This window comes from Pseudomonas sp. P8_229, from assembly GCF_034008635.1.
GTDB lineage: Bacteria > Pseudomonadota > Gammaproteobacteria > Pseudomonadales > Pseudomonadaceae > Aquipseudomonas.
In genome coordinates, this window is record NZ_CP125378.1 from 5,426,615 (window position 1) to 5,447,217 (window position 20,603).

Below are 20,603 nucleotides of genomic sequence, written 5' to 3' on the forward strand. Positions count from 1 at the left end.
CGGTGGAGGGCGATATGCCTTTCTCCCAAGTTCTGGATCCCGTCTGATATGAAAAAGTTCGTCACTCTTGTTTGTGCCCTGGCGTTGCTGTCGGGTTGCGTGACCAAAAGCCTGAGCACTGAAGACCGGCACCAAATCAAAACCCTGAAGGTGCTTCCGGTGTTTGTGGCGGTCGACAACTTCCAGTACACCAGCATGACGCAGGCATGGGGTGCAGGGCTCGGTGCTGGCGCTGGCGCGGCAACCGGGATGGCGTCCGGTGCGTCGTCCGGCGGGACAGCGGCGCTGACCGGCGCGGGCTCAGTGGCCGGGACAAAAGTTGGCGATGTGGCGACCGGGGACATTTTCCGAGCGATTCAGAACAACATGAAAGCCAACGGTATCGACCTCAGTCAGCTGATCCGGCAGAGCTTCGTCAGCCGCATCCAGCAGGAGCGCATGTTCACCGTCGTGGGTGAGGGCGAGCAGGCTGACGCCGAGGTGGAGATCCTCGTGATGCAGTGGGGTCTTTGCCTGAAGAACTACAGTACCGTGCTGTATCCCGTTGTCGGCGCCAATGCGTCCATCAAACGCAATGGTTCGGCGGTGTGGCGTAATTTCGAAACCATCTCAGTGTTCAATGACGCCAACACTATCGCCTATACACCCGAGCAATACGCCACCGATCCCGAGGCCTTGCGCAAGGCATTTACCCATGTATCCGACCTGGTGATGAATAAACTGGTCGATGATTTGAAGCAGTGAAGGCACGGAAAATCCAGCGTTCAGTATCAACCCTGAGGACTCCCCAGCGGATTCATGCATCATGAAAAAAGCCCGGCTGATCAGGCCGGGCTTCTTTAATGCGGGAGAACCATTCGTTCAGGCGTTGCGACTTTCGATCAGGCGATCCGAGCCACCTTCGGCAACACGGCGTTCCAGCAGTCGATCCGAGCCACCTTCGGCAACGCGACGTTCCAGCAGGCGATCCGAGCCACCTTCGGCAACACGGCGTTCCAGCAGACGATCCGAACCACCTTCGGCAACACGGCGTTCCTGCAGGCGATCAGAACCACCTTCGGCAACACGACGTTCCAGCAGGCGATCAGAACCACCTTCGGCAACACGACGTTCCAGCAAACGATCAGAACCACCTTCAGCCAGACGGCTTTCAATCAACTTGTCCGAGCCGCCTTCAGCGACCAGGGTGTGAGCGGGCGTTGCTGCAAAAGCGTTGACTGCGAGAACCGAGAAAGCGATGCCGAGGATGGTTTGGCGTTTCATGATCGTGTGCTCTGGGGTGTGGTTGGTTGGTCTGGAGCCAATGTTACGCCGCGGATTTTCTATGAGAACTTCATTGGCGTGATGGTGACTATCGACGCCAGCGATGTGTGCCGGAACCCGCGATTCAGAGGCCCGCCGCCCGAATGCACAGCTCCCCGGTGGCGCGGGTCAGGGCCAGATCGTGCAATGCATCGTGGGTCAGACCCTGACGCGCCCTGGCCAGCCAGACCGGACAATCAGGGTCACGACGATAAGGCACGAAGTCGGCGTATTGGCGCAGCAGACGGCTCTGCAATTGGTCCAGTTGCGGGCGAATCTGTTGCGCCAGATCCGGTCGCGGCGTGTCCGGCGCGCGACCTGCCGCCTGCCATTGCGTCAGCAGTCCGTATTGCACCAGTTTGTTCGCTTCCATTTGCGCGGCAATCAACTGCGCCACGTCTTCGGGATCGAGCTTGCGTTCGCTGGCCAGCGTTCGGGCGTTGGCGATGACCTGCGCCTCGCGCGGGCTGTCCTGAATCGGCTTGCCGCTGTCCCATTTGGTCAAGGCCACGAGGTCGCCGATGTTCAGACGTTGGTTCAGGGTCGTCAGCAAGGGGCGCAGCGATTCGGCGGGAGTGAGGGCTTCGGCGGCGTGAGTCATGTGGCTGAAAACAACCAGCAGGGAACAGCTCAGAACATTTCGCAAAGGGGTCATGGGCAGGCGCAATCCACGGATAAGAGTGTCGCCATTTAAGCCTTGAGCGGACTCGATGTCGACCGACTTTAACCCGCCCATCTAGCGTAATATCCCTCGCATCTCCCACCCCGAGACGGATCCTCAATGCAAACCCCGACCGCCGCCAAACCCCTCTGGCAAACCTACCTGCTGTTCCTCGCACCGATGGTGCTGTCCAACTTTCTGCAGTCGATGTCGGGCACGGTCAACAGCATTTACATCGGGCAGATGCTCGGTACGCAGGCGCTGGCGGCGGTGTCGGGGATGTTTCCGATCATCTTTTTCTTTATCGCGCTGGTGATCGGGCTGGGTGCGGGCGCCGGGGTGTTGATCGGCCAGGCGTGGGGCGCGCGCGAGGCGCACATGGTCAAGGCGATTGCCGGGGCGACGTTGTTGCTGGGCGTGTTGATCGGGCTGGCGGCGGCGGTGCTCGGCAGTGTGTTCGCGCGGCAGGCTTTGCAGGGGTTGGGCACGCCGGCGGATGTGCTGGACGATGCAGTGGCCTATGCGCACGTGATGATGTGGATTCTGCCGTCGATGCTGGTGTTTGTGCTGTTCACGCAATTGCTGCGCGGGGTCAGCGATACCGTGTCGCCGTTGTTGGCGTTGATGGTGTCAACGTGCGTCGGGCTGGCGCTGACCCCGGCGTTGATTCGCGGCTGGTTCGGTCTGCCCCAACTGGGGATTCAGAGCGCGGCGTTCGCCGGTCTGGCCGGTAACCTGTGCGCGATGGCGTGGCTGGCGTGGCGGTTGATTCGCAAGCGCCATCCGCTGGCGCCGGACCGCGAGTTCTTTGCTGCACTGCGGCTGGACGGGGTGATTCTCGGCAAGGTGCTGCGCATCGGCCTGCCGACCGGGGTGCAGATGATCGTGTTGTCACTCTCGGAGCTGGTGATTCTGGCGCTGGTCAACCAGCACGGTTCGCAGGCGACGGCGGCCTATGGCGCGGTGACGCAGATCGTCAACTACGTGCAGTTCCCGGCGCTGTCGATTGCGATCACTGCGTCGATCCTCGGCGCGCAGGCCATCGGTGCCGGACGCCTGGAACACATGACGCCGATCCTGCGCACCGGGCTGTTGATCAACGTGTGCCTCACCGGCGGTTTGATCGTGCTCGGTTACCTGTTGTCGCACTGGTTGCTGGGGCTGTTCCTGACTGAAGACTCGACCCGGGTGATGGCGGAGCACTTGCTGCACATCATGCTCTGGAGCCTGTTGGTGTTCGGCTTTCAGGCGATCATCGGCGGCATCATGCGCGCCAGCGGCACGGTGCTGGTGCCGGTGGCGATTGCGATTGTCTGTGTGGTTGGCGTGCAACTGCCGGCGGCTTACTGGCTGGATGGGCAGTACGGCTTGCAAGGCGTGTGGATGGGGTTCCCGGTGGCGTATCTGGGCATGCTGGTGTTGCAGACCCTGTATTACAAACTGGTCTGGCAGCATCAGAAGATCGAGCGTCTGGTCTGAAGGACCCCGCGAGCAGGGCCGACCTCTTTGCGAGCAGGCTTGCTCCCACTGGAGGATCGAGAGAGGGCGGCCCGGTGGGGCGGCCCTTTTTTGTGCCGCTGGCATTGTCGTGCAAAGCGTCGTAGCTTAGCCGCCATAACGATAAGGACGCTTGAGGGTATCGATGGGAGCTTTTCGTCTGTTGCTGGCGGTTCTGGTCGCCGTTTCTCATATGGGCAAGACGGTCGCAGGACTCAACCCGGGGGTGGTGGCCGTCATCTCGTTCCTGATCATCAGCGGTTTTGTCATGACCTCGCTCATCGAACGCAACTACAACGCGCCCGGGGAAATCGGCCGGTTCTATGTGGACCGGGCCTTGCGGCTGTTTCCGCAGTTCCTGTTCTACTTCGTCGTCTCTTGTGCGGTGATCCACTTCCTGCTGCCCGGCACGCCCCAGGCGGCGGAGTTGACGCTGAAGACCATCGTCAGCAGTGTGCTCATGCTGCCGCTCGGCTTCTACATGTTCGGAGTGGCGGGGACTGAAATCCTGCCTCCGGCCTGGTCGCTGGGGCTGGAGCTGTGTTTCTACCTGGTGATCCCGTTCCTGCTGATCTTCAAGGCGCGGGGCGCTGCGTTTGTGCTGTCGGTTGGCATTTTCATGCTGGCGTGTCTGGGCTATCTCAATACCGATATCTACGGTTACCGGTTGCTGCCGGGGGTGCTGTTTATCTTCCTGTGCGGCAGCTATCTGTACCGGCCGCGGGCCAAAGGCCTGGCCATCGCGGTCGGCACGGCGCTGGTGGCGGGATTGCTGTTCGTGGCGATTATGACGGGAGTCATCGAACGTCGTCCATTCAACGCGGAGGTGAGCCTGGGTATCGCACTGGGCATTGCGGCGGTGTACCTGCTGACCCGACTCAAGTATCACCGGGTTGACGAGTTCCTCGGCAATATCAGCTACGGTGTGTTCCTCAATCACTTTGTGGTGATGTACTTTTTGCGCGGCTTCTGGCCGGTGCCCTACGACGCGCACATCGTCGTGGCGGTGCTGGTGCTGGCCTTTGCGCTGAGCGGGGTTTCCTATTACTGCGTCGAGCGCCCGGCGTTGGCACTGCGCCATCGCCTGCGTCGCGGGCCGCGCCAGCGCGTGCAAATCCAAGGCGTCGAGACGACCGCATGAGGCGCACCGGCAGACAGATGACATGGCGCATCCGCCGGTTGTTTGCTTAAGTCAGTCGAGGCCTCGAAGGTTTGCCCTGTCCGGAGAATCCCATGCGTGCTCGATTCACCGCTGTGGCACTGTTTGCCTGCCTGTACGTCATGAGCGCGGCGCAGGCCGCTGAATACAACCGCGTCAATACCACCGCCAGCCAGATCAGCTTTACCTACAACCAGATGGGCTCGCTGATGTACGGCACCTTCGGCAAGTTCGACGCGACGCTGCAGTTCGACAGCGACAACCTCGCCGGCGCTCACACCACATTGCACATCGACCTCAACAGCATTGACGCCGGCAGCGAGGACGCCAATACGGAGCTGGTGAAGCCGGCGTGGTTCGATACCCGGCGCTTTCCCGTGGCTGTGTTCGAATCCAGCCGGTTTACCCGGGTGGCGGACAACCACTATCTGATCGCCGGCCAGCTCACCGTCAAAGGCATCACTCGTGCAGTGCAGGTGCCGGTCGAGCTGAAACCGGAAAGCGCGATAGGTATTTTCGACGGCGAACTGGTCCTCAAAAGGAGCGAGTTCGGGCTCGGAGCGGGAGAGTGGGCGGACACGGTGGTGTCCAACGACATTGCCATCAAATTCAAGGTGGTGGCGCCACAGCAGTGACGCCAGCCAACCGGATCAGTAGGCCCGCCAGTGTCCCGGCACCCAGCGCCATTCATGGCCGCCCCAGCGGTAATGACCGGCGACCCAGTGATAGCCCGGCGCAGGCATGACCGGCACGACTTCCACCGGCGGCGGTGGTCGGTGCGGACGGGCCGGTTCGACGATACAGCCGGACAAGGTGATGGCCACCAGCGACGCGGCGATCAAGGTTTTAATGCTTCTGGACATGGGGTGTTCCTTATAGTTGAGAGGCTCAGGTTGACGAGATTTCAGCGCACCCAGTGCCCTTCAACCCAGAACCAGTTCGGCCCGCGCGCCTGCCAATGCCCCGGTCGCCAGTGCGCGCCGTAGCGCACCGGTTGCCAGTGACCGGGCATCCACACGTAACCACGTCCTTCCCAACGCCAATGGCCCTGGTCCCAGACATAACCGTGACGCGGCCCGGGCATCACTTCCATGCGCATTGGCGGTGGGGCTTGCTGGACGATCACCACCTGCTGGGCGAACACCGGTGCACTGGCCAGCGCCGCCAGCGTCATCGGCACCAGCAGCAAGGTCTTTCGCCATTTGAACAGGGAACGCAAAACGCTCATGACAACTCCTCAAGGCCTGCGTGAAAAAGACAACGCAGTTGAAGAATTGGACGCCAAATCGGCAAAAGATCCGGTCTGCAAGAGATGAAATTTTCTTCAGAGTCGGGCAGGTGTCTGGAGGGCCCGTCGAGCGCTAGGGGGCTTTCAGTTTACGGGTCAGTTCGGCCAGGAATGTGCGGACATCCGCTTCGTTCAGTTCGGCATTGATGCGGGTGCAATCACTTTCCGAAATTGGCGCATGTGTCAGGCTGATCATCAGAGAAATGAGTCGGTAGTCTTGTTTATTACCCCGTCCGGCATTGCTTTTGATGATCGAGGCGAGATCATCGACTTTGCTGCGTTCCCCGGCGTGTTGCGCATCTTTGAGCGTGTCGAACAGGGCGTGGATGTAAACATCGAACGCTCGGTAGTTCTCGCCGGCATAAACGTCATCCGGGCTCTGGAATAACGCGAAGAGATGCCCGTAGGCCTCGGGGTAGGCATGGGGTGCTTCAAACGGTCCGTAGACATGTGCATAGCTGTCGCCGAGCGCATGGATCAGGAAGCCGGTTTTCCAGTCCGACGTTGTGCCCTTCGCATACGAGGCAGCCACCAGTCTTTGCAGGTTGGACCGTCTGGCAGCGACGGCCTGGCTGTCGCCGCCATGCAATGAATGCAGTGAATTGACGATCTGGTGCCGCCAGGTTCGGTCGTAGAAGGTATTTTTGATCGAGACCGGAATGGCGTTGTAAGTGCTTATCGCGTCCGGCGCCTGAGAAAAGCACGTCAACCTGTCGGCTCTGCTGCGTTCGACACCTGCCAGCTCGGCGATGTAAGAAACGGTGTAGAAGTGTCCGCCTATCTGATACAGCGGGATCAGATGAGCAGGAATCGCAAACTGCTTCTGCAGGAGCTCTGCGGTAGGGACATCCATGTATGGCGCATTGAACGTGGGGCCGTCGGCGGCGGAACACACAGGCGCTGCAAGGAACGGTAAGGCTGCCAACGAAAATCGACGTCGTGTTTTCATTTCATGCTCCGAGCATCCTGGTCAGCGTCACCCTGTGATAGCAGCAGCGGATGTATCCCTCTCATCTTGTTGTAGTTCGCAATCTGCAAACACGCCACGGCCGGCGCCGGTCATCATGACGATACGGTTATCTAGGTGGTCTCTTGCGGCTTCGCGGGGATAGAACATGACCTGATCTTTGGTGATGCCAGACGCTGGAAGCCGCTGCATCGGCGCTGGATCCGGGAACTTTAGGCCCTGGCCGGGCCGGGCACGGTATGATGTCGCGGTTCGCCGGCAGCCCGACCGCTGGCAACATGTCTTTGCCGCCGGAGTTCAGCTGTCATGCCACGCATCACCCACTACAAATCCCCATGCCCTGAAAGCGTCAACAGCCAGATTCTGCAACTGGTGGTCGACTATCTGACCGACATCAGCGCGGTCGGCCTCGGCCCGAGCAACCTGCTGTACAACGTCTATCAGTACGCGGTTGGCTATGAGGTGCATCTGTATCTGGAAGCGCTGAACGGCGAGAAGGGCACCGAGGTGGAGTTGCTGGTCGCGACGGCCGAGGACGACCCGGAGCTGGTCATCGGGTTCCTCTTGTACCTGCCGGTGCAGGGCGATTGGGAGGCTTGCAGCGTCGCCTACATGGCCGTGCGCGAAGGGTATCGGCGCCAGGGTGTGGCGCGGGCGATGATCGGCGAGATGGTCAGCCGTTATCCGCATGCCGAGCTGACCTGCAGTGTCGGCAAAGTGCCGTACTTCGAGGCGCTGGGTTTCGAGGTGATCGGCGCGCGTGAGACTCAGGTGCTGATGAGCACCCGGCATTACCGCAGCAACGGCTTGCGCGGTTTTATCGACACCACGCCGATCTATCGCTCGCTGGAAGTGCAACAGATTCACACCTACCTGCTGCAGAAAAACGGCAAGCGCGCGATGCTCGATGCTGAAAAACAGCGCGACCGGCATCTGGATCAGGTCACCCGTCACACTGACGAATTCGTGCGCCAGCGTTTGACGCTGCACTGAGTCTGACGCAAAAAACAGACAAAAAAAGAGCCTCAAGGCTCTTTGATGGGGAGAAGTAGAGCCCACGAGGCTCAAGCTGCGCATGAAACAAGGAACGGGCTTGATTTGGGGTTCAGAGCACCCGTTCCCTACGCAGACGCTCAGGAGTGAAGCGACTGCGTATCTTCATCATGGGAATGCGCGGGGGCCGACTCAAGTACCGCTAGTCGCGCGGGCGGCAGCTCTTTCGACCATCGCGATGAGCGTAGCGAACAACTCTTCCCTGGCCTGATCCGCGCTGATTTCACTGCTGGCGGCGGCATTCGACAGTGCCTCGGCGGCGCCAAGCATGGCGCGCAAACCGGCTTGGGTGATTTCGCCACCAGCAGCAAGCGGTTGCAGCACTCGGCGACACTTTTCGAGGAAGATCACCTCGTAATCGCGCTTGATCTTCTCCAGCTCCGGCGTGCTACCCAACGCCGCAATCACTCCCGGAATCTCATTGCCCTGCAACAGCACGCAATCGACATACGCGGTGGCGATCACCGTCGCGGTGTCGATCAGTGTCGGTGGGCAATTGTCGATGGCCGCGTCCATCACCGCCGTCTGGCGCGTGTCGAAATCCCGGTACAGCGCCACGAGCAGGCCCGAGCGCGTGGTGAAGTGGTCGTAGACCACCGGTTTGGTCACGCCAGCCTTGTCCGCCAGATAACCCAGCGTCAGCGCATCGGTGCCTTCGGCACGGATGATCTGCCAGGCGATGTCGAGCAACTGGCGATTGCGATCTTCGCGCGACAGACGACGGCGCGGTTGGGCAGGGGCATCGGCTTCGGTCATTTCAGTGGTTGACATCGCTAATATACCAAACGTAACTTACTGTTCGTAACTTACCAAGAGTACATAGCCCTTGGTCAGCGCAAACTTACAGGAGAATTCCCATGCATGCATTGATTGTTGTGGCGCATCATCAGCCGCGTTCGCTGACCCACAGCGTGGCGACACAGATTGCCGAGGGCCTGACCCAGGCTGAACCGGCCAATACCTGTGAAATCGCTGATTTGTATGCGCAAGGTTTCCAGCCGGTGTTCGGCGCAGCGGATTTCGCCGTGCATCACCGGGAAGCGCTGCCGCCCGCCGACGTGCAGGCCGAGCACGCGCGGATCGACCGCGCTGATGCGTTGGTGCTGGTGTTCCCGGTGTACTGGTGGTCGATGCCGGCGCTGCTCAAGGGCTGGATCGACCGGGTGTTCAGCAATGGCTGGGCGTTTGATTATGGCAGTGACCAGAAGCACATTAAAAAGCTGCAGCGCCTGCGCGTGCATCTGGTCGGGCTGGGCGGGGCGGACGCCGGGGCGTTTCAGCGTCATGGTTATGCTGAGGCGATGAAGGCGCAGATCGAGCACGGGATTTTCGATTACAGCGGGGCGACGGTGCAGAGTTCGACGTTGCTGCTGGAGTCGGAGTCGAGTGATCCGCAGGGGCATTTGCAAACGGCTTATAAAATCGGTGTCCGGATATTCCCGGTTCCGGGCGGGAGCGAGCCTGCTCGCGAAGGCACCCGTGCAGTCGAACTGATCGCCAGCTGACAGACCGCTTTCGCGAGCAGGCTCGCTCCCACAGGGTATCTTTAATGTCAGCGGGTGCCGGGCCAGCCGGCGTTGGCGAGTGCGGCGAGCAAGGTTTCCTTGTCCAGCCCCGGCACCGCATGCCCGTTGCCTTCAGTGCTGTCGCTGGCGAGCAGGGCATTGATGATCGCTTCTTCTACCGCTTCGGTGGCGGCCAGGAACAGCTCGCTGATGTGGTCGTTATTGACCATGCGCAAACCGTCACAGGTGGGCGCACCTTTGCCTTCATACGCGGCAGGCGGGACGTGATCGTTGCCGGTGGCGAAGGCGATGAAGATGTCACCGCTGTGGTCTTCGTTGCCGCCGCCGCTGCGCGCCAGGCCGAGGCTGGCCCGTTGCGCCAGACGCGTACACTGATGCGGCAGCAGCGGCGCATCGGTGGCCAGGCAGACCACGATCGAACCCATGCCCGGGTGTGGCAGTGCAGCGCGCAGGAACGGTGAATCCACCTGCTCCATGTAACGGCCCACCGGATAACCGTCGACCCGCAACTCGCTGCGAATGCCGTGGTTGGCCTGGACAATCGCCCCCACCGTCCAGCCGCCTTGCGCGCGGCTCAATCGGCGCGACGCGCTGCCGATCCCGCCCTTGAATTCATGGCAGATCATGCCGCTGCCACCACCGACTGCGCCTTCTTCGACGGCACCGTCATGCGCGCAATTCAGTGCCTCGGCGACATGCTCGGGCTTGACGTGAAAACCGTTGATGTCGTTGAGCAGCCCGTCGAATGTCTCCAGCACCACCGGCATGTTCCAGTAGAGACGCCCGTCGTCGGGTTGCTGCTGGCGATCCAGCGCAATCAACGCGTCGCGCACCACGCCGAGGCTGTGGGTATTGGTGAAGGCGATGGGGCTGGTCAGCAGCCCGGCCTCGCGAATCCACTCAAGGCCGGTGGCATCGCCATTGCCGTTGAGCACATGCACCCCGGCGAAACACGGTTGCTGGTTGGTCGAGCCGCGACGCGGTTCGATCACGGTGACGCCGGTGCAGATATCGCGCCCGGCCTCGCTGCGTCCACGCACATTGCTGTGGCCGACGCGCACCCCGGGGACGTCGGTGATGGCGTTGAGCGGGCCGTGTTGCAGTTGGCCGATGCGGATATTGAGGTCACGGGCACGGGGTTTCATCGAATTCAGTCTCTCTAACGTTGCTGGATTGTTCACCGACCCACAAGGGAAATGGTGGTGGGTTTACTGGCCGTTCTTGACCTTGCTCCACACCCGCGTGCGCACCCGCTCGGTGGCTTTGGGCAGCGGTTCAAGGGTGTACAAGGTGGCCATCGCCGCAGCCGACGGATACACCGCCGGGTTATCCCGAGTGGCCTCGGCCACCAGCGGCGTTGCTGCGCGATTGCCGTTTGGATACGACAGATGATCACTGACCGGCGCGATCACTTCCGGGCGCAGCAGGTAGTCGATGAATGCCAGGCCCTGAACGCGGTTCGGCGCGTCCTTGAGCAGCACCAGTGTGTCGAACCACACCGGTGCGCCTTCCTTGGGCAGGCTGTAGGCGATCTTCACGCCGTTGTTCGCCTGCTCGGCATTGATCTTGGCTTCGAGCATCGCCCCGGACCAGCCCACGGCCACGCAGATGTTGCCGTTGGACAGGTCACTGATGAATTTCGACGAGTTGAAATAGGCGATGTGCGGGCGCAGCTTGAGCAGCAGCGCTTCGGCTTTCTGGTAGTCCTCGGGGTGGGTGCTGTTGGGCGGCAGTCCGAGGTAGTGCAGGGCTACCGGGAGCATTTCCGACGGCGAATCGAGCATCGCCACCCCGCACTGGCCGAGTTTGGCGAGGTTCTCTTCCTTGAACACCAGGTCCCAGGAATCCACCGGCGCCTTGTCGCCGAGGGCGGCGCGCACCTTGTCGACGTTGTAGCCGATGCCGTTGGTGCCCCACAGGTACGGCACGGCGTATTGATTGCCGGGGTCGTTGTTGGCCAGTTTGCTCAGCAGGTCGTTGTCCAGATTCTTCCAGCCCGGCAACTGATCGCGCGGCAGCGGGGCGAGTGCGCCGGCCTTGATCAGCGTCGGCAGGCTGTAGTTACTCGCCACCACCACGTCGTAACCGCTGCGGCTGGTCATCAGTTTGCCTTCGAGCACTTCGGCGCTGTCGAAAGTGTCGTAAACCGGTTGAATGCCACTGTCGCGCTTGAAGTCAGCCAGGGTGTTGGGGCCGATGTAGTCGTACCAGTTGTAGACGTGCACGCTCGGTGCGTCGGCGGCACTGGCGGCGGACACGCCGCCGATACAGGCGAGCAGGCTCAGGTGGATGCCCAAGTTGATATAGCCACGACGACAACGCATGATGCGGCACTCCTGGCCTGCGGCAGGCCGGTGATGATCGGGAGTGCTCAGCCTATCGGGCCGATCACGTCTGACCCATTCCCATCATGGGTTACTCAAAAGGGGTAGTGCGTGGACGCGTTGTTGCGGGAGTTGCCGGTGCATCAAGGTCTGGCGCGGGTGTTTGCCACGGTCGGGCAGGACGCTTTCTGGCGCGCGCTGGTGGACACGCTGCGGCTGCTGGTGCCGCTGGACAACGCGCTGGTGGCGTTGATGCAGGCGGGGCAGGCGCCGCGGTTGCTGATCGATTTCGACAGCAAGGGTCGCGCCGATGAGCAGGAGGAACTGGCCAGCTACAGCGCCGGGATGTACCTGCTCGATCCGTTCTATCAAACCGCCTCGACCGGCATTGCCGACGGCTTGCACAGCCTGGCTTCGGTGGCGCCGGACCAGTTTCTGCACAGCGAGTATTACCAGAGTTATTTCCGTTCGGTGGTGGGCGAAGACGAGTTGCAGTTCATGATCAACGTCGAGGGCGGCGTACTGGGCCTGTCACTCGGGCGCTCGATGGCGTTCGACCTGACCGAGCAGGGGCGCTTGCTGTGCGCGCGCGACTGGGTGCTGGCCGCGATGCGTCGCCATATGCAGTTGCTGCCGCCGCAAGGGGCGGGCGCTGAACCCGTGGCGGGAGACCTGGCGACCTTGCTCGACCGCTTCGATGCACGCCTGACCGCCCGTGAAGTCGACACTGCGCGGCTGATTCTGCAGGGCTTTTCCAGCAAGGCCATTGCCCAGCAGATGGGCATTTCACCGGAGACGGTGAAAGTCCATCGGCGCAATCTCTATCACAAACTCAATGTAAACGGGCATGGCGAGCTGTTTGCGCTGGTGCTGCGCCCCCCGACTGCCTGACCCACCACAAATCCCCCCTTGTAGGAGTGAGCCTGCTCGCGACAGCGGTGGGTCAGTCAACATTTTCATCAACTGACAGAACGCTATCGCGAGCAGGCTCACTCCTACAGGGGATTTGCGCTGTGTCAGTCGAGGCGTTTGAAGACCAGGGCTTTCAGGCCGCTCTGCGGATCGACATCCGGAAACTCAGGCGGATTCTCCAGCCGTTGTTCGAAGCGCAAGCTCGGCGCTTCCTGAGTCACGCCATCAATCAGAAAGTCCGAGCCAAACGACGGATCATTCATGCACGCCAGCACCGTGCCGTTCGCTGTCAGTAATTCCGGCAAGCGGCGCAGCACCCGCTGGTAATCCTTGGTCAGCAGAAAGCTGCCTTTCTGGAACGACGGCGGGTCGATGATCACCAGGTCGTACGGGCCGCTGTTGATCACCTTGCCCCAGGACTTGAACAGGTCGTGGCCGAGAAAGCTCACCTTGCTCAGGTCATGCCCGTTCAACCGGTGATTGTCGCGGCCACGGCTCAGGGCTGCGCGGGACATGTCGAGGTTGACCACATGGCTGGCGCCGCCTTCGATCGCCGCCACGGAAAACCCGCAGGTGTAGGCGAACAGGTTCAGTACGCGTTTGCCCGCGGCCTGCTCGCGCACCCAGTTGCGTCCGAAGCGCATGTCGAGAAACAGCCCGGCGTTCTGTTTGCGGCCCAGGTCGACGCGGTACTGCAAGCCGCCCTCGACGATGCTCATCTCGTCGATCTCGTTGCCCAGCAGCCATTCGGCGGTGCTTTGCGGCAGGTAACGGTGTTGCAGCAGCAAAGTGTGCGCGCCGCACTGTTGCCATTCGGTCGAGGCGCTGATGTCGAGCAGCAAGTGCTTGAGCGCTTCGAGCTGCTCCGGCACCGGTTCCTTGAACAGCGAGACCAGCACCACGCCTTGCAGCCAGTCCACCGTCAGTTGTTCCAGCCCCGGCCAGCAACGTCCGCGTCCATGGAACAGGCGGCGGGTTTCGCTCGGTGCCGCGGCGAGTGCAGGCAGCAGATGGGCGCGGAGGGTGGCGAGGGCTTCAGGGTTCATCAGTCATGGTCGGCAAGTAAAAGGGCCGGCATTTTAACCACAAAACCTGCCTGGCGAACGCCGGTCACCCAAGGCCGATCAGCACTGTTAAGAAAAGACCCGTATCAAAAATGAATTTATGCAGGGCGCGCTGCTCATACCAGATAAGCAGCGGATTCGAGCCGCTAAATCGTTAATGCAATTCAGGGAGTGTCAGTTCATGAGTCCAACACCGACGGCGAGCGCGCACCTTCCTGGCGGGTTGATTCTGGTGGTTGAGGACGATCCGTTGATTCTGGAGTTTCTCTGCGAAATTCTTCAGGAGGAAGGTTTTGTGGTCGAACCGCGCACCAGCGCGGATGACGCCAAGCTGTATCTGGAAGAGCACGCGCCGGAAGTGGCCTTGCTGCTGACCGACATCACCATGCCCGGTGAAATCAACGGCGCCGGGCTGGCCAATCTGGTCGGCGAGCGCTGGCCGGACAAACCGGTGATGGTCATGTCCGGTTATGAAACCCCGGAGACATCCGGGGTCAAGCACCCGGTGGCGTTCATCAAGAAGCCCTGGGCCATCGGCCAGTTGCTTGACTGCGTCGACAGCGCGTTCAAGTCCAAGGCCCCGCGACTGCACTGAGGTGTCGGGTCGAATCGTCGGGCAAAAATGCTACATTGCCCGGCCAATCTGCCCCGTCTTGTCAAAGGATGCGACCTTTTGTCTGCTCACGATAACCTCTTTGGTCGCGCGTTCGGCGCGTTCCTGTTCGACATGGACGGCACCGTCCTCAACTCCATTGCCGCTGCCGAGCGGGTCTGGGCCGCGTGGGCTGAACGCCACGGGGTTGATGTCGAGACGTTTTTGCCGACCATTCACGGCGTGCGCGCCATCGATACCATCCGCCGCCTGAACCTGCCGGGGGTGGACGCCGAGGCGCAAGCGGCGTTCATCGCTCAGGCGGAAATCGACGACGTGGAAGGGATTGTGCAGATTCCCGGCGCTGCGGCGTTTCTCGACAGCCTGCCTGCCGAGCGCTGGGCCATGGTGACGTCGGCGCCACGGGATCTGGCGTTGCGGCGCATGGCGGCAGCGGGGATCCCCGAGCCTGCGGTGATGATCACTGCCGAAGATGTGACGGCTGGCAAGCCTGATCCGGCGGGTTATCGTCTGGCGGCGCAACGCCTTGGGCTTGCGCCTTGCGACTGCCTGATTTTCGAAGACGCCACCGTTGGCATCCAGGCCGCTGAAGCGGCGGGCGCAGCGCTGATGATCATCACCACCACGCACCAGCATCCCCTCGAAACCACGCACGCGACCCTCGACAGTTACGAGTCGCTCAGCATCACCGTTGACGGCAAAGGCCAACTGCACCTGCAAATAACCTGAAACAACGCGATTCATTGTGGGAGCGGGCTTGCTCGCGAAAGCGATGGATCAGTCGACACCACTTGTAACTGACAGACCGCATTCGCGAGCAAGCCCGCTCCCACACTGGATCTATGTCGGGCCGTGAAACGGTGTTCACAATCAAACACTGTGGGAGATGTGACGGCTGGCAAGCCTGATCCGGCGGGTTATCGTCTGGCGGCGCAACGCCTTGGGCTTGCGCCTTGCGACTGCCTGATTTTCGAAGACGCCACCGTTGGCATCCAGGCCGCTGAAGCGGCGGGCGCGGCGCTGATGATCATCACCACCACGCACCAGCATCCCCTCGAAACCACGCATGCGACCCTCGACAGTTACGAGTCGCTCAGCATCACCGTTGACGGCAAAGGCCAACTGCACCTGCAAATAACCTGAAACAACGCGATTCATTGTGGGAGCGGGCTTGCTCGCGAAAGCGATGGATCAGTCGACACCACTTGTAACTGACAGACCGCATTCGCGAGCAAGCCCGCTCCCACACTGGATCTATGTGGGTCCGCGAAACGGTGTTCACAATCAAACACTGTGGGAGATGTGACGGCTGGCAAGCCTGATCCGGCGGGTTATCGTCTGGCGGCGCAACGCCTTGGGCTTGCGCCTTGCGACTGCCTGATTTTCGAAGACGCCACCGTTGGCATCCAGGCCGCTGAAGCGGCGGGCGCGGCGCTGATGATCATCACCACCACGCACCAGCATCCCCTCGAAACCACGCACGCGACCCTCGACAGTTACGAGTCGCTCAGCATCACCGTTGACGGCAAAGGCCAACTGCACCTGCAAATAACCTGAAACAACGTGATTCATTGTGGGAGCGGGCTTGCTCGCGAATGCGGTGGATCAGTCGACACCACTTGTAACTGACAGACCGCATTCGCGAGCAAGCCCGCTCCCACACTGGATCTATGTGGGTCCGTGAAATGGTGTTCACAATCAGACACTGCAGGAGCCAGCCTGCTGGAGATGGCGTCAGTAAACCCCCGGCAACAACCGCCAACTGCGCGCGCAATAAGCATCGTACTCAGCGCCAAATTGCCCGCGCAGCAGCGCCTCTTCCGAGTGGATGCGGGCGATCAGCGGGATCAGCGTCAGTGCCGCCAGTATCAACCCGACGCTGGAGCGAAACGCCAGCGCCCAGCCCATCGCGTTGACCACCAGCCCCAGATAGCTTGGGTTGCGCAGGCGCGTGTAAATGCCGTCAGTGACCAGGCGATGCCCCGGTTGAATCGCCACCAGCCCGCTGAAACGTCGGCCCAGCACAAACACCGGCCACAGGCGCAGCGCGCCGCCGACGATAAACAGCAGCGCGCCGAGCCAGCGCACCCCTTCACCGCCGAAGGTCCAGAAGTCGAGGCGGTCGCAATACGCCGGCAGAAACCCGCTGACCACCCCGATCACCGCGAACGCCGGAATCACCCAGCGATTGGCGCGGTCTTCGCGCTCGCCGGAACTCATGTTGACATCGGTGAACAGCGACGCCACCACCATCAACACGGTTGCCAGCGCAATCACCACCAGCGCCCCGTGGGCAAAGAACACCGCCGGCCCGCCAATGCCCCACACCGCAAGCCCCAGGTAGGCGAGGGTGGCGAGCACCGCGACCACGATCATTTGCGCAGACATTTTCATGGTGATCTCTTAACAGGCAGCTGACCCATTCAGTGTAGAACGCCGCTGAACCTGTGGGAGCGGGCATCCTCGCGAGGGCGTCGAGTCAGTCAGGATTAATGCTGGATGTACCGGCCCCTTCGTGAGCAAGCCCACTCCCGCCTTGAGCTTGGCCAGCCCCAAGATCGCCGTCCCGCCGACGATCCCCTGTGGGAGCGGGCATGCTCCGGGCGGCGTTCCGACGACGGCGTCGTATCAATCGCGACCGGACATGCCTTTTGCCAAAGGACCTCAGCAACGCCGGTCGTCGGTCGGCAACGTGTTCACCCAGCCAATATCGCGTCTACGCTGATCCATTCCTTCTATTTGTCCGTGTATTGCCAATCGAAGAGGTGAACCCATGAAAATCGATTTGAGTGGAAAACTGGCCATCGTCAGTGGCAGCACGGGTGGCATTGGTCTGGGCATCAGCCAGTCGCTGGCCGAAGCCGGCGCCACCGTTGTGGTGATCGGTCGGGACACGGCCAAGGTTGAACAGGCGCTGGCGAGCATTCGGCAGAGGGTGCCGGGTGCACAGTTGCGCGGTGTGACGGCTGATCTGGGCACCGCCGAAGGCGCAGAAAAACTGTTCGCCGCCGAACCGCGTGCGGACATTCTGGTGAACAACCTCGGGATCTTCGACGCGGTGGATTTCTTCGACACGCCAGACAGCGAGTGGACACGCTTCTACGAGGTCAACGTGATTTCCGGCGTGCGCCTGTCGCGGCATTACGTGCCGGCGATGGTCGAGCAGGGCTGGGGACGGGTGATTTTCCTGTCGTCGGAGTCCGGTGTGGCGACGCCGGCCGACATGCTCAATTACGGCGTGACCAAAAGCGCCAACCTAGCGGTGTCCCATGGCTTGGCCAAACGTCTGGCTGGCACGGGTGTGACGGTCAATGCGATCCTGCCGGGGCCGACCTTTACCGGTGGAGTGGAACACATGCTCAAGGACGCCGCGGCCGAGTCCGGTCGTAACCTGCGCGAAGAAGCCGACGCCTTTGTGCGCAGGGCTCGCCCGACATCAATCATCCAGCGTGTGGCCGACGTCGCCGAGGTGGCGCATCTGGTCACGTACATCGCGTCGCCGTTTTCTTCGGCCACCACGGGTGCGGCCTTGCGCGTGGATGGCGGCGTCGTCGACAGTATGGCGATCTGAACCCCGAATACTCTGGAGACACGTTTATTTATGGCAACTGCATCAGCAACGATCGACATCCCGGCTTCGGCCGATCAGGTCTGGCAATTAATTGGCGGCTTCAACACGCTGCCGGACTGGCTGCCGTTCATTCCCAACAGTGAACTGAGCGAAGGCGGGCGCGTGCGCACCCTGCAAACCGCCGATGGCGCGGTGGTGATTGAACGACTGCAAGCCTTCGACAACGCCGCCAGGACCTATAGCTATTCGATCGAACAGGCGCCGTTTCCGGCCACCGATTACCTGGCGACGATCAAGGTCGAAGCCCACGGGCAGGGCGCGCGGGTGTCGTGGTCGGGTCGCTTTACCGCCAAAGGCGTGAGCGATGAGGAAGTGGTGGCGCTGTTCAATGGCATCTACCAGGGTGGTCTTGAGGCACTGCGGGCGAACTACCCCGCGTGATGTGACAAAGATCCCCCTATGTGAGCGGCGGTGCGACGATTCGACTTGCTCGCGAATGCGGTGTGTCATCCAAAGGAGATGTCGACTGATCCGACGCATTCGTGAGCAAGCCCACTCCCACAGGGGGGGGCATGTCCTGTCAGGTATTGGCGATCAAACTCTGCCGACAATCCAGCACCAGCTTCGCGCCCCCCAACTCACTGCTGCCCACCTCAAGCGTGAAGCCATGCAGGCTGACAATCGCCGCGACAATTGACAAGCCCAGGCCAAAGCCGCTTTGCGGCTGCCCGCCCTCGGCCCGATAAAAACGCTGGAACACCGCTTCGCGCTCGGCTTCGGGAATCCCCGGTCCGGAATCGTGGACCTCGATCCGCGTATGCCCGCCGTCATTCACACCGCGCAGAATCACCGTGCCGCCGACCGGGGTGAACTTGATCGAGTTGCTCAACAGATTCGCCAGCGCTTCGAACAGCAGCGCCCGGTCACCATTCAAGGGTGGCAGGGTTTCCGGCATGTTCAGCACGAACAGCAGTTCGCCTTCCTCGGCCAGCGGCAGGTAAAACTCATGCAGTTCTTCGAGCAATTTCACCGGATCAAGCTCGATAAAACCTGAGCGGCGCTGACGGTCTTCCAGCTCGGAAATCCGCAGCAATCCGCGAAACCGCGCCATCAGCGTGTCCGCCTCGGCCAGCACCAGATCCAGTTGCGCTGCTTCCTGCGAGCCTTCGCCAGCCTGCTGCTGCATGCGATACAACTGCGCCCGCAAACGCGTCAGCGGCGTGCGCAAGTCATGCGCGATGTTGTCGCACACACCTTTGACTTCATGCATCAGGCGTTCGATGCGATCGAGCATCGCGTTGACGATGGCGGCGAGCATGTCCAGTTCATCGCGGCGGTTGGACAGCGGCAAGCGGTGGGTCAGGTCACCGGCGACGATCGCCTGGGCGCTGTCCTGAATCGCGCGGATGCGGCGCATCGGTCGGCGGCGCAGTAGATGCCAACCGGCAATCCCCGGCAGAATCGTCAGCGACACGCCCCAGAACAACGCATGCAGAATGATCCGCGTCACCGCGAACAGCGAACCGTTGTCGCGCAGCAACACCAGCCAGCGACCGTCACGGGTCTGGGTCGCCACGGCGTCGCAGCTGTCGGCGGGCAGGGTCGGGTCGTCGGAGTCGGCGCAGTCATCCAGCGTGTGGATCTTGCCGTCCAGCGGCAGGCCTTCGGGCAGTTGCTGCAAGGCGCCACCGAGGTACACGCCCTGGGCGTCGAACAGGCCATAGGCGTCGATGCCACGGATGTCGAAGGTCATGCTGGCGGCGAGCGCTTCTTCCAGTTGCTCTCCGCGAAAGTGCGAAAACAGATGCTGGCGTTGCATCAGCGAATGCTTGGCGAGGTTGTCGAGGTAACCGGAAACCTCGAAATACATGACCCCCATGAGGATCGCGCTCCACGCCACGAACAGCGAACTGTACAGCGCCAGCAGACGACTGCTGGAAGAGCGCCAGCCGTCAGACGGGTTCGGCAATGACATAACCCGAGCCCCGTACCGTGCGAATCAACGGGACATTGCCCACCGCGTCGATCTTCTTGCGCAAACGACCGATGTGTACGTCGATCAGGTTGGTGCCCGGGTCGAAGTGATAACCCCAGACTTCTTCGAAAATCATCATTCGCGACAGGATCTGTCCACTGTTGCGCATGAGGAATTCCAGCAGCTTGTATTCGGTCGGCAGCAGCGTCAGCACCTGCTCGGCGCGGCGCGCTTCGTGGCTGATCAAATCCAGCTCGAGGTCGGCGACCTGCAGGGTGGTGGCCTGTGTGGCGACGCTGTTCTGCCGGCGCAGCAGCACTTCCACGCGCGCGGCCATCTCGTCGGTGGCGAACGGCTTGGTCAGGTAATCATCACCGCCGGCGCGCAGGCCGCGCACGCGTTCATCGACATCGGAGAGGGCGCTGATCATCAGAATCGGCGTGGCCACGCCCATGGTGCGCAGGGTGGTGACGATGGCCAGTCCATCGAGTTCCGGCAGCATGCGGTCGAGGGTGATCAGGTCGTAGTTGCCGCTGACGGCACGGTCCAGGCCTTCGCGGCCATTGTCGACCCAATCCACTTCCAGGCCATGGCTGCTGAGTTCGGCAACGATTTCACGGGCAGTCACGGCATCGTCTTCGATGGTCAAAATACGAGTCATAGAGCAGGCCTTGATCGGTTCAAACGGAAT

General features: G+C 61.5%; 23 protein-coding genes and 2 pseudogenes. 13 read left to right on the forward strand and 12 right to left on the reverse strand.

The features are described from left to right. The first annotated feature begins 48 nt into the window (after nt 1–48). Nucleotides 49–744, forward strand: coding sequence for a hypothetical protein (locus QMK55_RS24405; RefSeq protein ID WP_102358461.1), 696 nt, complete (start codon nt 49–51; stop codon nt 742–744). A 117-nt stretch (nt 745–861) separates the two neighbouring features. Here the strand turns inward: QMK55_RS24405 and QMK55_RS24410 are convergent, their stop codons facing one another. Both QMK55_RS24410 and QMK55_RS24415 read right to left on the reverse strand, forming a co-directional pair. Continuing rightward, complete coding sequence (locus tag QMK55_RS24410; RefSeq protein ID WP_320330114.1) at nt 862–1,263, reverse strand: hypothetical protein; 402 nt, start codon at nt 1,261–1,263, stop codon at nt 862–864. A 124-nt stretch (nt 1,264–1,387) separates the two neighbouring features. Further along, nucleotides 1,388–1,957: a chorismate mutase gene (locus tag QMK55_RS24415; protein ID WP_320330115.1), complete on the reverse strand. Its 570-nt coding sequence runs from the start codon at nt 1,955–1,957 to the stop codon at nt 1,388–1,390. Nucleotides 1,958–2,083: 126 nt separating this feature from the next. Between QMK55_RS24415 and QMK55_RS24420 the strand changes: the two genes are divergently transcribed. From QMK55_RS24420 to QMK55_RS24430, 3 genes are all read left to right on the forward strand, one after another. After that, nucleotides 2,084–3,442, forward strand: a complete 1,359-nt coding sequence (locus tag QMK55_RS24420) for an MATE family efflux transporter (RefSeq protein ID WP_102358458.1) — start codon at nt 2,084–2,086, stop codon at nt 3,440–3,442. A gap of 163 nt (nt 3,443–3,605) precedes the next feature. Further along, complete coding sequence (locus QMK55_RS24425; RefSeq protein ID WP_102358457.1) at nt 3,606–4,601, forward strand: acyltransferase family protein; 996 nt, start codon at nt 3,606–3,608, stop codon at nt 4,599–4,601. Nucleotides 4,602–4,693: 92 nt separating this feature from the next. Beyond that, entirely contained in the window at nt 4,694–5,254 is a 561-nt protein-coding gene (locus tag QMK55_RS24430; protein ID WP_102358456.1) for a YceI family protein, read from the forward strand. A gap of 15 nt (nt 5,255–5,269) precedes the next feature. On the opposite strand, the gene QMK55_RS24435 is transcribed toward QMK55_RS24430, so the two are convergent. The 3 genes from QMK55_RS24435 to QMK55_RS24445 all read right to left on the reverse strand — a co-directional run bounded on the left by QMK55_RS24435 (nt 5,270) and on the right by QMK55_RS24445 (nt 6,856). Next, nucleotides 5,270–5,482: a YXWGXW repeat-containing protein gene (locus tag QMK55_RS24435; RefSeq protein WP_102358455.1), complete on the reverse strand. Its 213-nt coding sequence runs from the start codon at nt 5,480–5,482 to the stop codon at nt 5,270–5,272. A 41-nt stretch (nt 5,483–5,523) separates the two neighbouring features. Next, a complete protein-coding gene (locus QMK55_RS24440; protein WP_102358454.1) occupies nt 5,524–5,847 on the reverse strand; it encodes a YXWGXW repeat-containing protein in 324 nt (107 codons plus the stop codon). Nucleotides 5,848–5,980: 133 nt separating this feature from the next. Beyond that, entirely contained in the window at nt 5,981–6,856 is an 876-nt protein-coding gene (locus QMK55_RS24445; protein ID WP_320330116.1) for a hypothetical protein, read from the reverse strand. Nucleotides 6,857–7,180: 324 nt separating this feature from the next. Between QMK55_RS24445 and QMK55_RS24450 the strand changes: the two genes are divergently transcribed. Next, nucleotides 7,181–7,867: a GNAT family N-acetyltransferase gene (locus tag QMK55_RS24450; protein ID WP_102358451.1), complete on the forward strand. Its 687-nt coding sequence runs from the start codon at nt 7,181–7,183 to the stop codon at nt 7,865–7,867. A 192-nt stretch (nt 7,868–8,059) separates the two neighbouring features. Here QMK55_RS24450 and QMK55_RS24455 read toward each other — a convergent pair whose 3' ends face one another. Next, nucleotides 8,060–8,698, reverse strand: a complete 639-nt coding sequence (locus QMK55_RS24455; protein ID WP_320330117.1) for a TetR/AcrR family transcriptional regulator — start codon at nt 8,696–8,698, stop codon at nt 8,060–8,062. An 86-nt stretch (nt 8,699–8,784) separates the two neighbouring features. On the opposite strand from QMK55_RS24455, the gene QMK55_RS24460 reads away from it, so the two are divergent. Beyond that, a complete protein-coding gene (locus QMK55_RS24460; RefSeq protein ID WP_320330118.1) occupies nt 8,785–9,432 on the forward strand; it encodes an NAD(P)H-dependent oxidoreductase in 648 nt (215 codons plus the stop codon). 47 nt (nt 9,433–9,479) lie between these two features. Here the strand turns inward: QMK55_RS24460 and QMK55_RS24465 are convergent, their stop codons facing one another. Continuing rightward, a complete protein-coding gene (locus tag QMK55_RS24465) occupies nt 9,480–10,598 on the reverse strand; it encodes a P1 family peptidase (RefSeq protein ID WP_320330119.1) in 1,119 nt (372 codons plus the stop codon). Between the two features lie 63 nt (nt 10,599–10,661). Next, nucleotides 10,662–11,777, reverse strand: a complete 1,116-nt coding sequence (locus QMK55_RS24470; protein WP_320330120.1) for a polyamine ABC transporter substrate-binding protein — start codon at nt 11,775–11,777, stop codon at nt 10,662–10,664. Nucleotides 11,778–11,888: 111 nt separating this feature from the next. Here QMK55_RS24470 and QMK55_RS24475 point away from each other — a divergent pair, with 111 nt between their 5' ends. Beyond that, the gene (locus QMK55_RS24475) at nt 11,889–12,668 is read left to right on the forward strand and encodes a helix-turn-helix transcriptional regulator (protein WP_320330121.1); all 780 of its coding nucleotides are present in this window, start codon (nt 11,889–11,891) and stop codon (nt 12,666–12,668) included. Between the two features lie 125 nt (nt 12,669–12,793). Here the strand turns inward: QMK55_RS24475 and QMK55_RS24480 are convergent, their stop codons facing one another. After that, nucleotides 12,794–13,735, reverse strand: coding sequence for a class I SAM-dependent methyltransferase (locus QMK55_RS24480; RefSeq protein WP_320330122.1), 942 nt, complete (start codon nt 13,733–13,735; stop codon nt 12,794–12,796). Between the two features lie 199 nt (nt 13,736–13,934). Here QMK55_RS24480 and QMK55_RS24485 point away from each other — a divergent pair, with 199 nt between their 5' ends. The 4 genes and pseudogenes from QMK55_RS24485 to QMK55_RS24500 all read left to right on the forward strand — a co-directional run. Further along, nucleotides 13,935–14,348, forward strand: coding sequence for a response regulator (locus QMK55_RS24485; RefSeq protein ID WP_102358444.1), 414 nt, complete (start codon nt 13,935–13,937; stop codon nt 14,346–14,348). A 78-nt stretch (nt 14,349–14,426) separates the two neighbouring features. After that, on the forward strand, nt 14,427–15,095 hold the full coding sequence (locus tag QMK55_RS24490) for an HAD-IA family hydrolase (RefSeq protein ID WP_320330123.1): 669 nt from the start codon (nt 14,427–14,429) through the stop codon (nt 15,093–15,095). Between the two features lie 147 nt (nt 15,096–15,242). Further along, nucleotides 15,243–15,509, forward strand: a pseudogene (locus QMK55_RS24495) (HAD-IA family hydrolase); the annotation flags it as partial. Between the two features lie 147 nt (nt 15,510–15,656). Beyond that, nucleotides 15,657–15,923: pseudogene (locus QMK55_RS24500) on the forward strand (HAD-IA family hydrolase); the annotation flags it as partial. A 177-nt stretch (nt 15,924–16,100) separates the two neighbouring features. Here the strand turns inward: QMK55_RS24500 and QMK55_RS24505 are convergent. Next, nucleotides 16,101–16,760, reverse strand: coding sequence for a methyltransferase family protein (locus QMK55_RS24505; protein ID WP_102358442.1), 660 nt, complete (start codon nt 16,758–16,760; stop codon nt 16,101–16,103). Between the two features lie 379 nt (nt 16,761–17,139). Between QMK55_RS24505 and QMK55_RS24510 the strand changes: the two genes are divergently transcribed. Both QMK55_RS24510 and QMK55_RS24515 read left to right on the forward strand, forming a co-directional pair. Continuing rightward, the gene (locus tag QMK55_RS24510; RefSeq protein WP_320330124.1) at nt 17,140–17,937 is read left to right on the forward strand and encodes an SDR family NAD(P)-dependent oxidoreductase; all 798 of its coding nucleotides are present in this window, start codon (nt 17,140–17,142) and stop codon (nt 17,935–17,937) included. Between the two features lie 30 nt (nt 17,938–17,967). Beyond that, the gene (locus tag QMK55_RS24515) at nt 17,968–18,378 is read left to right on the forward strand and encodes an SRPBCC family protein (RefSeq protein WP_320330125.1); all 411 of its coding nucleotides are present in this window, start codon (nt 17,968–17,970) and stop codon (nt 18,376–18,378) included. A gap of 139 nt (nt 18,379–18,517) precedes the next feature. Here QMK55_RS24515 and QMK55_RS24520 read toward each other — a convergent pair whose 3' ends face one another. Both QMK55_RS24520 and QMK55_RS24525 read right to left on the reverse strand, forming a co-directional pair. Then, the gene (locus tag QMK55_RS24520) at nt 18,518–19,912 is read right to left on the reverse strand and encodes a sensor histidine kinase (RefSeq protein ID WP_102358439.1); all 1,395 of its coding nucleotides are present in this window, start codon (nt 19,910–19,912) and stop codon (nt 18,518–18,520) included. Further along, entirely contained in the window at nt 19,890–20,573 is a 684-nt protein-coding gene (locus tag QMK55_RS24525) for a response regulator transcription factor (RefSeq protein WP_102358438.1), read from the reverse strand. The genes QMK55_RS24520 and QMK55_RS24525 overlap by 23 nt, the downstream gene beginning before the upstream one ends. Between the last annotated feature and the right edge of the window lie 30 nt (nt 20,574–20,603).

Bases quoted from the DNA above. Each gene is read 5' to 3' on its own strand.
- QMK55_RS24405 (WP_102358461.1), top strand. From the start codon at position 49: ATGAAAAAGTTCGTCACTCTTGTTTGTGCCCTGGCGTTGCTGTCGGGT.
- QMK55_RS24410 (WP_320330114.1), bottom strand. From the start codon at position 1,263: ATGAAACGCCAAACCATCCTCGGCATCGCTTTCTCGGTTCTCGCAGTC.
- QMK55_RS24415 (WP_320330115.1), bottom strand. From the start codon at position 1,957: ATGACCCCTTTGCGAAATGTTCTGAGCTGTTCCCTGCTGGTTGTTTTC.
- QMK55_RS24420 (WP_102358458.1), top strand. From the start codon at position 2,084: ATGCAAACCCCGACCGCCGCCAAACCCCTCTGGCAAACCTACCTGCTG.
- QMK55_RS24425 (WP_102358457.1), top strand. From the start codon at position 3,606: ATGGGAGCTTTTCGTCTGTTGCTGGCGGTTCTGGTCGCCGTTTCTCAT.
- QMK55_RS24430 (WP_102358456.1), top strand. From the start codon at position 4,694: ATGCGTGCTCGATTCACCGCTGTGGCACTGTTTGCCTGCCTGTACGTC.
- QMK55_RS24435 (WP_102358455.1), bottom strand. From the start codon at position 5,482: ATGTCCAGAAGCATTAAAACCTTGATCGCCGCGTCGCTGGTGGCCATC.
- QMK55_RS24440 (WP_102358454.1), bottom strand. From the start codon at position 5,847: ATGAGCGTTTTGCGTTCCCTGTTCAAATGGCGAAAGACCTTGCTGCTG.
- QMK55_RS24445 (WP_320330116.1), bottom strand. From the start codon at position 6,856: ATGAAAACACGACGTCGATTTTCGTTGGCAGCCTTACCGTTCCTTGCA.
- QMK55_RS24450 (WP_102358451.1), top strand. From the start codon at position 7,181: ATGCCACGCATCACCCACTACAAATCCCCATGCCCTGAAAGCGTCAAC.
- QMK55_RS24455 (WP_320330117.1), bottom strand. From the start codon at position 8,698: ATGTCAACCACTGAAATGACCGAAGCCGATGCCCCTGCCCAACCGCGC.
- QMK55_RS24460 (WP_320330118.1), top strand. From the start codon at position 8,785: ATGCATGCATTGATTGTTGTGGCGCATCATCAGCCGCGTTCGCTGACC.
- QMK55_RS24465 (WP_320330119.1), bottom strand. From the start codon at position 10,598: ATGAAACCCCGTGCCCGTGACCTCAATATCCGCATCGGCCAACTGCAA.
- QMK55_RS24470 (WP_320330120.1), bottom strand. From the start codon at position 11,777: ATGCGTTGTCGTCGTGGCTATATCAACTTGGGCATCCACCTGAGCCTG.
- QMK55_RS24480 (WP_320330122.1), bottom strand. From the start codon at position 13,735: ATGAACCCTGAAGCCCTCGCCACCCTCCGCGCCCATCTGCTGCCTGCA.
- QMK55_RS24485 (WP_102358444.1), top strand. From the start codon at position 13,935: ATGAGTCCAACACCGACGGCGAGCGCGCACCTTCCTGGCGGGTTGATT.
- QMK55_RS24505 (WP_102358442.1), bottom strand. From the start codon at position 16,760: ATGAAAATGTCTGCGCAAATGATCGTGGTCGCGGTGCTCGCCACCCTC.
- QMK55_RS24510 (WP_320330124.1), top strand. From the start codon at position 17,140: ATGAAAATCGATTTGAGTGGAAAACTGGCCATCGTCAGTGGCAGCACG.
- QMK55_RS24515 (WP_320330125.1), top strand. From the start codon at position 17,968: ATGGCAACTGCATCAGCAACGATCGACATCCCGGCTTCGGCCGATCAG.
- QMK55_RS24520 (WP_102358439.1), bottom strand. From the start codon at position 19,912: ATGTCATTGCCGAACCCGTCTGACGGCTGGCGCTCTTCCAGCAGTCGT.
- QMK55_RS24525 (WP_102358438.1), bottom strand. From the start codon at position 20,573: ATGACTCGTATTTTGACCATCGAAGACGATGCCGTGACTGCCCGTGAA.